This is a genomic window from Algoriphagus sp., from assembly GCF_024642405.1.
In the GTDB taxonomy this organism is placed as follows: Bacteria; Bacteroidota; Bacteroidia; order Cytophagales; family Cyclobacteriaceae; genus Algoriphagus.
Map to the genome: position 1 here is coordinate 1 of NZ_JAHEBC010000109.1, position 11,979 is coordinate 11,979.

Sequence of the window (11,979 nt, forward strand, 5' to 3'; positions counted from 1 at the left end):
ACTCAAATATGTGATAAAAACTGCTGAAACCACATAGAGTAAAATCCCATTTAAAGCGTACTTCTGTCTCCACTCTAAGGTGAGTTCTTTCTTGACCAAGACGGAGATTTCTTTAAGCATCTATCAAAAGTAAGCATTGAAGGGTTAATATTAAACTGAATTCTAAATCAATAGATTCTTTCGAAATAAGATTAAAAGAAAAATCGATCACAAATTTGTGAATGGATTTGCCTCCAAAAAAATACTAGTTTAGCAGATGAATTTAACCTCATGGCAAAAAAAGCAATAATCATTGGTTCTGGCGTCGCCGGCATCGCTTCTGCCATTCGCTTAGCTTTGAAAGGCTATGATGTCGAAGTGTATGAAGCGAATTCTTATCCGGGCGGGAAGCTTTCAGAAATTGAAATAGGAGGATATAGGTTTGACGCAGGCCCATCTCTTTTCACCTTACCTGAGCAAGTTGAAGAACTCTTTTCTCTGGCTGGGAAATCACCAAAAGAACATTTTGATTACTTAAGGCTCCCTGTAGCTTGTCATTATTTTTGGGAAGATGGAAAGAATTTAAAAGCTTTTTCCGATCTGGATAAATTTGCAGAGGAGGTTGAAAAAAAATTAGGGGAACCATCTTCACATATCAAAAATGCTCTGGAAAAATCCTCCTTCATTTATGAGCATCTTTCTCCCCTATTCATGCACAGATCATTGCATGAGTTAAAAACATGGACAAATCCTGAAGCTTTAAAATCCTATTTAAAAATGGGAAAACTTGGGATTTTCTCTACCATGAATGAGGCAAATGAAAAGCAATTCGATAGCCCAAAACTTGTCCAGCTTTTTAATAGATATGCCACCTATAATGGCTCCAACCCTTATGAAACGCCAGCTACGTTAAATATCATCCCACATCTTGAGTTTAACATTGGTGCCTTTTTTCCAAAAAAAGGAATGCATGACATCACGCTGAGCTTATATAAACTTTCTAAGGAACTTGGTGTCAGGTATCATTTTGACCAAAAGGTCGAAGAAATAGTAGTGGAAAAAGAAAAAGCTGTTGGAGTGAAAATTGGTGACAAAAAAATCAATGGAGATCTAGTTATCAATAACATGGATATGGTCAATGCCTATAAGACCATTTTGAAAAAACAAAGACAACCAAAACTTCTATTAAACCAACCGAAATCCAGTTCCGCTCTGATTTTTTATTGGGGAATACAGAGAAATTTTCCAGAGTTAGATCTACACAATATTTTCTTTTCGGATAATTACCTAGAGGAGTTTGATCATATTTTCAAAAAAGGAAGCATTTATCATGACCCCACGGTTTATATTAATATTACTTCCGTCTATAAACCAGATGATGCTCCAAAGGACAGTATGAATTGGTTTACTATGATTAATGTACCTAATAACAAGGGACAGGATTGGGATCAGATGATCGCTGAGGCTAAGAGGAATATAATTCATAAGCTCAACCGGATTTTAAAAACTGATGTAGAACCGTTAATTGAAGTTGAAGAAATACTGGATCCTCGGAAAATCGAAATGAAAACCTCGAGTGCGCAGGGAGCTCTGTATGGAAACTCTTCCAATAATAAGTTTTCAGCCTTCCTTCGACACGCTAATTATTCTTCAAAAATTAAGAATCTGTATTTCTGTGGGGGTTCTGTTCATCCTGGCGGAGGTATTCCTCTTTGCTTGCTTTCGGCAAAAATCATGTCTGAGATGATTCCAGATTCAGATTAATCCTCAAATCCTGCCTCCTCAATAGCCTCTTTGATCAAATCCTGTTCAAAGCCTTTAGAAATCAGGTAATGAATCAGCTTATATTTCTTTTTGTATGGATCGGATTCTTTGATTCTTTCCCAATGCTTATCAACTTGAGACAAAAGTGTATCATAATATTCGTGAGGATCGATTTCTGAGAGACCTTTACGAATATCTCCTTCACTGATTTGGCGCATTTTTAACTCTCTCGAAATCCTACCTCTCCCCCATTTCTTTAATCTAAACTTTCCCCTGGTGAAAGATCTTGCATAGCGTTCTTCATCGATGAACTTTTCCTGAATTAAATAATCTATCAACTCGTCTGAGTTAGAATCTTTGATCCCTTTCTCATAAAGCTTACGTCTGGTTTCCCAAATACAACGTTCCTGATAAGCGCAAAAAGTGGAGAGCTTTTCTTTGGCTTCATCTAGGCTCCAAGACTTTTTTATTGACTGATCACTGTTATTTTTTCGCCAGACGGACATTTTCTTTAATTTTAAGACAAATTACCTTTGAAAATCTTTCTTTCAAACCTAATGACTTTAAACACCCCTAACTATGAGTAAGAAAATCGTTGCCGGCAACTGGAAAATGAACATGACTTTTGAAGAAGGTCAAAAACTGACTTCCGAAATTGTCAACATGTATAAAGATGAAAATGTAAAAGATGTCCTTGCAATCTTAAACCCACCTTTTCCACATATTTTCCCGGTTAAGAAACTAATCGGCGAAACTGAAGGAATTTCCATTGGTGCACAAAATTGTTCAGATAAAGAATCCGGAGCATTTACCGGTGAAGTTTCCGCAAAAATCATTGCTTCATTTGGGGTAGAATATGTAATCATTGGACACAGTGAAAGAAGAGAATATTTCAATGAAGGAAACGAACTCTTAGCAATTAAAGTCAAAGAGGCTCTAGCACATGGTTTAAAGCCTATTTTTTGTTGTGGAGAATCATTGGATATCAGAACAGCTGGGACTCACGAGCCTAATGTTAAATTCCAATTGACTCAAAGTCTTTTTGATTTAAGCCCTGATGATTTTAGCAAAGTAGTAATTGCTTACGAACCAATTTGGGCGATAGGAACAGGTAAAACGGCTTCTGCTGAACAGGCTCAGGAAATGCATGCCGCACTTAGAAGACATATTGCCAGTAAATATGGAAAAGATATCGCTCAAGATACTTCGATATTATATGGCGGAAGCTGTAATCCCAAAAATGCCAAAGAGATTTTCTCAAAACCTGATGTGGATGGCGGCCTAATTGGTGGAGCTTCTTTAAAGTCAAGAGACTTTGTAGATATCATTAAATCTTTCTAAATAAAAATGGATTACCTGGAATTAAAAATTAACTGCCTGGAAGATTTCCGGGAAATCCTGATAGCTGAATTGGCGGAAATAGGCTTTAATTCTTTTTTGGAAACAGAAGAAGGATTAGATGCCTATGCACCTGAAAATGAATTTGACCGGGAATCATTTTTAAACTTAATAGAGAAATATAAGCTCCCTGCTGAAATCACCTGGCACGAGAGTAAAATGCCGAAAGTCAACTGGAATGAAGAATGGGAAAAAAATTATGATCCAATTGAAGTTGATGATCTAGTTTTCGTCAGAGCTTCATTTCATCAACCTAACCCTGGATATAAATATGAAATTGTCATCAATCCCAAAATGTCTTTTGGAACAGGTCATCATGCGACTACTTTCCAGATGCTCAAACATCAGGGAGAGATAGATCACAGAGGAAAGCGAGTACTAGACGTTGGGTCTGGAACCGGGATTTTAGCTATTATGGCCCATTTACTTGGAGCAAAAGAAGTGAAGGCCTTTGATATTGATGAATGGTGCGTAGAAAATGGAAATGAAAATTTTGACTTAAATGGCTTAATTACCAGGATGGAAATCGGAACCATTAGAGAAGTCAATCCGGAAGGCCCTTTTGATATAGTTCTAGCCAATATCAATAAAAACGTGTTGCTGGATGAAATGAAAATCTATGCTGACTTAATTCCTCCAAAAGGCCACTTATTTCTTAGCGGGTTTTATAATGAAGATGTAGACGATCTTTTGGAATGTGCCAAACCTATGGGCTTAAGTTTAATCAGCAAACTGAGTAAGGACAATTGGGCAGCACTGATTTTACAAAAAAATTGAAATGAATGAATTGATTATTTATGCAGTCATTTTTGCTGCTTTGATTGGACATTGCCTTTTGGCGGGTAAAATGTATCGTTCTGTGCATCAAGATTCAAACCTGAGTATTCGGGAGAAAAATGACTGGAAATTAAAAGCACTCATTTTCCCGGGGTATTTTTGGTTTCAATACAAAAAGGGAAAAGCTTAACTTCAAATTCTTTATTTCAGAACTTTTTCATCAGTTTAGGCGATTAATGTAAATACTCTTTTACCTTTTATAAACCGAGAGCAACCCCCATGGAATACGTTTGGAAGCAAAAGCCCAGAACCTCAATAGAGCTAGTTGAGCAACTAGGAAGGGAGATCAATGTTAATCCCATCCTTTCCAACATGCTTTTTAATCGAGGGGTGGAAAGCTATGAAACTGCCAAAAACTACTTTCGTCCAAGTTTAAGCCATTTGCATGATCCTTTTCTCATGAAAGATATGAAAGAGGCGATAGATAGAATAGAGAAAGCGATTGATCAGAACGAGAAAATCATGGTCTATGGAGATTATGATGTGGACGGCACCACTGCTGTTGCATTGGTTTATAGTTTTCTTCAGACCTTTTATTCCAAAGTTGATTTTTATATACCAGATCGCTACAAAGAAGGATACGGCATTTCAGATAAAGGTGTCCGATTAGCAGCAGAGAATGACTATAAACTGGTCATAGCACTAGACTGCGGTATCAAAGCCATTGATAAAGTAAAAATGGCCAAAGAGCTAGGTGTAGATTTTATTATTTGCGACCACCATACACCAGGAGATCAGCTACCTCAGGCTGTTGCAGTACTAGATGCGAAAAGAAGCGACTGTGACTATCCTTATAAGGAACTCAGTGGAGCAGGTGTCGGATTTAAGCTTATTCAAGCAATAGCAAAAAATAGAAATATCGATGAAGCAACCTTATATCCTTACCTGGATTTATTGGTGGTGAGTATTGCTGCAGATATTGTCCCAATCACGGGTGAAAACCGAATTTTGGCTTATTATGGCCTAGATCAAATCAATAATACTCCCAGACCAGGTCTTAAAGCGCTGATGTTGAGTGCCAAAATCGAAAAGGAAATTGGCATCTCTGATATTGTTTTCAAAATAGGGCCAAGGATCAATGCTTCGGGTCGGTTAGAGCATGCTAAAGCTTCAGTGGAACTTTTAATTTCAACCGATTTGAATCTGGCTATTGAGCGTGCAAAATTGGTAGATGAGGTGAATACAACGCGCAGAAATTTCGATGAAAATATCACCAAAGAGGCTTTTGAAATGATTGCAGACCGGGAGGAATCTATTGAATGGAATTCTACCGTTCTTTTTAAAGAAGATTGGCATAAAGGAGTGATAGGAATAGTAGCTAGTAGATGTATTGAAAAATATTACAGACCTACAATTATCCTAACCGAATCTAACGGCAAGGCTACAGGAAGTGCCAGATCAGTCGTAGATTTTGATATTTATGAAGCAATCGCAGAATGTGCCGGACTCTTAGATCAATTTGGAGGACATAAGTATGCTGCGGGACTTACTTTACCGGTGGATAATGTACCTGATTTTCAGGAAATGTTTGAGAAGGTTGTCAAAAGCAGAATAGAGGAAGTGCACCGCAAGCCTGTTATTGAAGTAGACGATGAACTGCTTTTGGATCAAATTAATTACAAATTTTATAATATCTTGAAACAAATGGCACCATTTGGCCCCGGGAATCCTGAACCGGTTTTCAGGATCAACCAAGCCTATGCCGAAAATGTCATCATCTTAAAAGACAAGCATTTGCGATTCAATATTGTACAAGATGGGCAAGTAACAAAACCGGTTTGTTTAGGTTTTGGGCTGGCAGATCGTGCTAAGGACCCAGATCACACCATTGTAAAAATGCTTCAGGGGAAAATGCGTTTTGACCTTGTTGCTGAAATGAGAGAAAATTTTTTTAGAGATAAATCAAGCTTGCAACTTTACGTGAAAGACATCAAATTTGACTGATATGATGCTAAGAGCCGAAAACCTTGTCAAAATATACAAAGGCAGACGTGTGGTTAATGATATTTCCGTCGAGGTGCAACAAGGTGAAATTGTGGGCTTACTTGGCCCTAACGGGGCAGGTAAAACAACTTCCTTTTACATGATTGTTGGTTTAGTCCAGCCTAATGAAGGCAAGATTTTTCTTGAAGATGAAAATATTACGAGCTTACCAATGTATAAAAGAGCGAAGCTAGGGATTGGATATTTGGCTCAAGAGGCATCAGTTTTTAGAAAATTATCTGTAGAAGAAAATATCATGGCAGTTTTGGAAATGACCAAAATGCCAAAGCAAGAGAGAAAAGAAAAAGTTGAGAGTCTTTTGGAAGAGTTCAGTTTGACGCATGTTAGAAAAAATCTAGGAATGGTTCTTTCTGGCGGGGAGCGAAGAAGAACAGAAATTGCGCGAGCATTGGCAGTTGATCCCAAATTCGTATTATTAGATGAACCTTTTGCAGGGGTAGACCCGATAGCAGTAGAAGAAATTCAGACTATTGTAGCCAAACTAAAAGACAAAAATATTGGGATTTTGATCACTGACCATAATGTCAACGAAACACTTTCCATTACTGATAGAGCTTATTTAATGTTTGAAGGAAGACTTTTGAAAGCTGGAACTGCAGAAGAGCTGGCTGCTGATGAGCAGGTAAGAAAAGTTTATTTAGGCAGTCAATTTGAGCTAAAACGTAAAATTTTTAAGTAATGGAGGTATTAAATTCCTTTATGACCTGGATTTTCAAAAACCGCATAGGTCAGATTGAAAACTTCAAAAAGAATCCAATTCAGGTACAGGACACTACATTTTTTGAATTAATTGAAGCGGGAAAAAATACTGAATTTGGAAGAGAATTCAACTTTGCTTCAATCAAGCATTATGATGATTTCGCCAGGCAAGTTCCAATTTTAGACTACGAAGGGATCAAACCTTACATTGATAAAACAATGAAAGGAACTCAAAATGTGCTTTGGAATACTGACATTAATTGGTTTGCCAAATCTTCAGGAACTACTTCTTCAAGAAGCAAATATATACCCGTATCAACCGAAAGCTTGGAAGATTGCCATTATAGTGGTGGGAAAGATATGGTATCCCTTTACATTGCCAACTATCCAGACTCCAGACTTTTTGCGGGAAAAAGCTTGACCATTGGAGGAACCCTTGAAAAAAACCCTTTAAATCCACAAGGATCGGCCAGAGCTGGTGACATATCCGCTGTAATCATGCAGAACCTTCCAATTTGGGCATATTTTGTTAGAACACCCTCTTTGGAAACGGCATTGATGAGCGAATGGGAAGCCAAAATTGAAAAAATGGCAAGAGAGACCATGGATGAAGATGTGACCTGTATTGCAGGAGTTCCTACATGGACCATCGTTTTAATGAAGCGTATACTTGAAATAAAAAAGGCCAAAAATATTTTGGAAGTGTGGCCCAACTTAGAGGTTTTCTTTCATGGAGCGGTTGCCTTCGGGCCTTACAGAAGTCTTTTCAAGGAATTAATTCCATCCAAAAAAATGCGCTATGTAGAAACTTACAATGCATCTGAGGGATTTTTTGGGATTCAGGATCAACCAGATTCTGAGGAATTATTGCTTCTCTTGGATTATGGGATTTTTTATGAATTTATACCCATGGAGGACTGGGAAAAAGAAAATCCTATTGTAGTCCCTCTTGCAGGCGTAGAAATTGGAAAGAATTATGCGATGGTTATCAGTACCAATGGAGGTTTGTGGAGATATAAAATCGGGGATACGGTTAAATTTACTTCCATAAAACCCTATCGCTTTAAAATAACTGGTAGAACAAAGCATTTTATAAATGCATTTGGAGAAGAAGTGATTGTTGAAAATGCTGAGAAAGCAATCCAATTTGCTGCAGAGCATACAGGAGCGACAATCGTTAACTTTACTGCTGCCCCCGTTTATTTTGATAATTCCGGGTCAAAAGGTGCACATGAATGGCTAATAGAATTTCATAAAGAGCCTTCAGATCAGCTAAAATTCAATGAACTTTTAGACCAGCATTTGAGAGAGATCAATTCAGATTATGATGCTAAAAGGTATAAGGATTTAGCTTTAGTCGCTCCCATTATTCATTCAGCACCTCATGGAATATTCGAAAATTGGCTTGGTAAAAAAGGAAAGCTTGGAGGTCAACACAAAATCCCTAGACTCTCAAATAGTCGTGAATATTTAGATGAGATTTTAAGTCTGACACAAAAAAATTAAATCCCCCACTAAAAGTAAAAAAGCGGTCATTTAAACCGCTTTTGCTGTTTCCATCTGGAATATTATATCCTCATAATCGAGTTTGTTCCAATTCTCCGTGATCAAAGGATCTTCCATGACCCTATCCATGATTGCTTCCTGAAGTTTTCCTTGAGCATAGGCTTCGGAATAACTAAGATCAGAGAAGGTGACCATGCTATAAAGAGGAATCCAATCCTTAGGGTAAAGTTCGTATAACTTCGCCTCAATTTTCTTTCTTAATAAAAATTTAGGATCTGCGACAGAATCCCTCATTTCTATGAAATTCTCCATGGCCAATTGACAAATAGCATCTGTGTCGCGCTTTCTGTTTTTCTGAAATTTCTCAAAAACCAGATCCCAAGTGTTAGTTCCGAGTTTATCAATTAAACTATTCAGGATATAACAATCTTCAAAACCACAATTCATGCCTTGTCCATAAAAAGGAACCATTGCATGAGATGCATCACCGATTAATAAACTTTGTCCTTGTACCCATGGGTAGCAATCTACGTTCACCAATGCGGAAGTAGGGTTTCTGAAAAACTCATCTACCAAATCCGGCATAAGGTGGTAGGCATCATCAAAATAATTACTGAAGATACTTACCAGATCAGTTTTATCGATGATTTTATCAAAACATACCTTAGTCCCTTCAAAAGGTAAAAACAGGGTACATGTAAAGGATTTATCAGGATTTGGCAATGCTATTAACATAAATTTGCCCCTGGGCCAGATATGTAATGCATTTGGGTCCATAGCAAACTCCCCACTGGCAGTAGCAGGAATAGTAAGTTCCTTGTATCCATGAGAAATATATTCTTGCTTGTAATTGAAGCGGATTTGCTTTTGCATACTCAGTCTCAAAGCTGAATAAGCCCCATCTGCTCCAATAAGAACCGGAGCATTAAGCTTCATTTCTCCCTCAGGAGTTTCAAAAGTAACTTCTTGTGAAGGGAAATTTACTTCTAAGCATTTATGCTCAAATTTGAATTCAGCACCTAATCTTTCAGCCTCTTCAGCAAGAAGTTGATTAAACTTTCCTCTTGAAATCGAATAGATGGCTTGTCCTTGCTTACCGTAGGGGATAAAAGAAGTTCCTCCGTGTTCATCGTGGATTTTCCTTCCATACATTGGAATGGATAGAGGTAAAACCTTATCCTTCAAACCAACCTCTTCTAAACTTTTCCAGCCTCTATGACTTAAAGCCATATTAATAGACCTTCCGCCTTCGTAATAAGGTGTTTTACGCTTATCCGGCCTCTTGTCGTAAACAGTTACTTCAAGACCTTGACGCTTAAGATAAATTGCTATTAAAGAGCCGATTAGACCAGCACCTAAAATAGATATTTCATTTTTCTTCATTCGGATAAGTTTTATCCCAGTTTCTTTAAGCGAATTTTTTAAGGCTTTGTTCCAAAATCAGACCAAATCTGTAGACATCTAAGAAACTATTATACAAAGGAGTAGGTGCCAATCGGATCACATTAGGATTTCTCCAATCACCAACAACTCCTTGACTATACCACTCATCGAATACAGCTTTGCCTCCTCGATGAATGTGCAAAGATAGTTGACAACCTCTATCGGCAGGGTTATTTGGAGTAATAATTTCCAAAATGCCTGATTTTCCGCTGATTTGTTCTATTAAATAGGCTAAATAGCCTGTAAGCTTTTCACTTTTAAGTCTAAGATTTTTTATTCCGGCTTCTTGGAATATATCTAAAGAGGCCTGATGCGCAGCCAAAGCTAAAACATTGCTGTTAGCGACTTGCCATCCATCTGCTCCAAGCATAGGAATAAATCCTTTCTCCATCAAGAATCTTTGACCTTCATCATGACCCCACCAGCCAGCAAATCTTGGAAGATCAGGCCTTTCTGCAAATCGTTCATGAACAAATATTCCGGAAACATTTCCAGGACCAGAATTCATATACTTATAGCTGCACCAAGTAGCAAAATCAACATTCCATTCATGCAATTTTAATCTGGCATTTCCTGCTGCATGAGCCAAATCAAACCCTGCATATGCACCTTCATTATGTGCTGCCTCAGTAATTGCTCTTATATCAAAAAGCTGACCAGTGTAGTATTGCAGACCTGCCATATTGACCAATGCCAAAGAATCTCCCTGATTTTTTATTTCTGCTAAAATATCCTCGGTGCGAAGGGTATGCTCTCCTTCTCTTGGTTTCAGCTCCACAATCACTTCATCAGGTTCTAAACCATGAAATCGTACCTGAGATTCCAGCATGTACATATCCGATGGAAAAGCTCCAGCCTCCACAATGATCTTGTTTCGCTCTTTGGTGGGTTGATAAAAGGAAACCATCAAGAAATGTAGGTTTGAACTCAAATTATTCATTGCTACCACTTCATGCGTATGAGCTCCAACTATCTCTGCCAATGCCGGCTTAGACTTTTGTCGAATATGATACCAGGCATCTTCTCCGTGGAAATGCCCATCTACTCCCAATCTGGCCCAATTATCAAGTTCTTTTTCAAGGTAGGATTTTACAGACTTTGGCTGAAGCCCTAAAGAATTTCCGCAAAAATAAATAGCTTCTTTTCCATTTACCTGTGGAAAGAAAAACCGATCTCTAAATCTTCTCATCGGATCTTCAGAATCCATTTTCTTTGCAAAATCCTCTGAAAACTTATAATCTATTTGGGTCATATTTATACATCTTAATTCAGCAACTTCTTGTTCAAAAACATCAAACTTATTTAGATTCGTTTTGAAAAGAACTTTCCTATTTACTTCTCCATCACTGTCCCGCAGTTTTTGCAGGAAGTATTTTCTGGATCCGACCAAAATCTCTCCATAATTGGAGGAAGTTGATTTACTATATCTGTTACATCTGCATACTCTTCGTAAAGTTTTTCTCCGCAATTTTCGCAATGCCAGATAAAACCATCTTTTTCTCCTGCCTTTCTATATCGCTCAATCACCAATCCAATTGTATTAGCTGGTCTTCTTGGAGAATGAGGAACTTTTGGAGGAAGAAGAAAAATTTCTCCCTCTTTGATATGAAGGTCTTTGGGCTTACCATCTTCAATGATTTTTAAAACGATGTCACCTTCAAGTTGATAAAAAAACTCTTCTCCTTCATTGTAGTGATAATCTTTTCGGGAGTTTGGTCCTCCTACCACCATAATGATAAAGTCCTCATTATCAAGATAAACTTGCTTATTACCCACTGGTGGCTTTAGCAAGTGTCTATTTTCATCGATCCATTTTTTAAAGTTGAAGGGTTTAGATATTGCCATTAGCTTATTATTTCTGTTAAATGTGAAATTTGCCTTTCAAAGTATGTAACACTAATCAGGCTTAAAAGTATTAAAAATCATGCGCTTTTTTGGTTTACTTTGTTTCAAAGCCCAAAATCATGACTTTACCAATTGTTGATCTTCATTGCGACTTGCTTTCTTATCTTGCAAAAGTGCCTGCAGCCAACCCCTATTCTAAAGATGATATTGCATGCGCAATTCCTTTTTTGAAAGCTGGTGGTGTAAGGATGCAGGTTTTGGCTATTTATACAGATGTCAATCCTCAATCGATGAAACTTGCCAGTAAGCAAGCTGATATTTTTCAGAATTTGTTGGAGAAAAACCCCTTGGATTTAAGTTTTGCTGGCCCAGAATTTCTTTCTAATTGGAAAAGTCAAAACAACGTCGGTATCATTGCTTCTGTAGAAAATGCTGCTGGAATTGGAAATGAAACGGCTTCACTTGAAGAGATTAAAACACAGTTTGATAGTATTCTGGAAAAAA

12 protein-coding genes and 1 pseudogene are annotated in these 11,979 nt (G+C 37.6%); 8 read left to right on the top strand and 5 right to left on the bottom strand.

Translation table 11 applies throughout. The features are described 5' to 3' along the window. Nucleotides 1-120, bottom strand: a pseudogene (locus Q0L68_RS10100) (ABC transporter permease); the annotation flags it as partial. Nucleotides 121-270: 150 nt separating this feature from the next. On the opposite strand from Q0L68_RS10100, the gene crtD reads away from it, so the two are divergent. Beyond that, complete coding sequence (gene crtD, locus Q0L68_RS10105) at nucleotides 271-1,743, top strand: 1-hydroxycarotenoid 3,4-desaturase CrtD (RefSeq protein ID WP_296702483.1); 1,473 nt, start codon at nucleotides 271-273, stop codon at nucleotides 1,741-1,743. Here crtD and Q0L68_RS10110 read toward each other — a convergent pair. After that, nucleotides 1,740-2,249, bottom strand: coding sequence for a regulatory protein RecX (locus Q0L68_RS10110; protein WP_296702485.1), 510 nt, complete (start codon nucleotides 2,247-2,249; stop codon nucleotides 1,740-1,742). The genes crtD and Q0L68_RS10110 overlap by 4 nt on opposite strands. A gap of 73 nt (nucleotides 2,250-2,322) precedes the next feature. Between Q0L68_RS10110 and tpiA the strand changes: the two genes are divergently transcribed. From tpiA to Q0L68_RS10140, 6 genes are all read left to right on the top strand, one after another. Beyond that, a complete protein-coding gene (tpiA, locus tag Q0L68_RS10115; RefSeq protein WP_296702488.1) occupies nucleotides 2,323-3,084 on the top strand; it encodes a triose-phosphate isomerase in 762 nt (253 codons plus the stop codon). A gap of 6 nt (nucleotides 3,085-3,090) precedes the next feature. Continuing rightward, on the top strand, nucleotides 3,091-3,918 hold the full coding sequence (gene prmA, locus Q0L68_RS10120; RefSeq protein WP_296702491.1) for a 50S ribosomal protein L11 methyltransferase: 828 nt from the start codon (nucleotides 3,091-3,093) through the stop codon (nucleotides 3,916-3,918). A gap of 1 nt (nucleotide 3,919) precedes the next feature. After that, the gene (locus Q0L68_RS10125; RefSeq protein WP_296702493.1) at nucleotides 3,920-4,108 is read left to right on the top strand and encodes a hypothetical protein; all 189 of its coding nucleotides are present in this window, start codon (nucleotides 3,920-3,922) and stop codon (nucleotides 4,106-4,108) included. Between the two features lie 89 nt (nucleotides 4,109-4,197). Next, entirely contained in the window at nucleotides 4,198-5,922 is a 1,725-nt protein-coding gene (gene recJ / locus Q0L68_RS10130; RefSeq protein WP_296702496.1) for a single-stranded-DNA-specific exonuclease RecJ, read from the top strand. 1 nt (nucleotide 5,923) lies between these two features. After that, a complete protein-coding gene (lptB, locus tag Q0L68_RS10135; protein WP_296702499.1) occupies nucleotides 5,924-6,661 on the top strand; it encodes an LPS export ABC transporter ATP-binding protein in 738 nt (245 codons plus the stop codon). Continuing rightward, nucleotides 6,661-8,187 carry a GH3 auxin-responsive promoter family protein gene (locus Q0L68_RS10140; RefSeq protein ID WP_296702502.1) on the top strand — a complete coding sequence of 509 codons (1,527 nt, stop codon included), beginning with the start codon at nucleotides 6,661-6,663 and terminating at the stop codon, nucleotides 8,185-8,187. The genes lptB and Q0L68_RS10140 overlap by 1 nt, the downstream gene beginning before the upstream one ends. Before the next feature lie 30 nt (nucleotides 8,188-8,217). Here Q0L68_RS10140 and Q0L68_RS10145 read toward each other — a convergent pair whose 3' ends face one another. From Q0L68_RS10145 to Q0L68_RS10155, 3 genes are all read right to left on the bottom strand, one after another. Next, a complete protein-coding gene (locus tag Q0L68_RS10145; RefSeq protein WP_296702504.1) occupies nucleotides 8,218-9,570 on the bottom strand; it encodes an NAD(P)/FAD-dependent oxidoreductase in 1,353 nt (450 codons plus the stop codon). Between the two features lie 25 nt (nucleotides 9,571-9,595). After that, nucleotides 9,596-10,882 carry a kynureninase gene (gene kynU / locus Q0L68_RS10150; RefSeq protein WP_296702507.1) on the bottom strand — a complete coding sequence of 429 codons (1,287 nt, stop codon included), beginning with the start codon at nucleotides 10,880-10,882 and terminating at the stop codon, nucleotides 9,596-9,598. Between the two features lie 80 nt (nucleotides 10,883-10,962). Next, on the bottom strand, nucleotides 10,963-11,475 hold the full coding sequence (locus Q0L68_RS10155; protein WP_296702509.1) for a 3-hydroxyanthranilate 3,4-dioxygenase: 513 nt from the start codon (nucleotides 11,473-11,475) through the stop codon (nucleotides 10,963-10,965). 119 nt (nucleotides 11,476-11,594) lie between these two features. On the opposite strand from Q0L68_RS10155, the gene Q0L68_RS10160 reads away from it, so the two are divergent. Further along, a partial coding sequence (locus Q0L68_RS10160) for a membrane dipeptidase (RefSeq protein WP_296702511.1) occupies nucleotides 11,595-11,979 on the top strand: 385 nt, incomplete at its 3' end.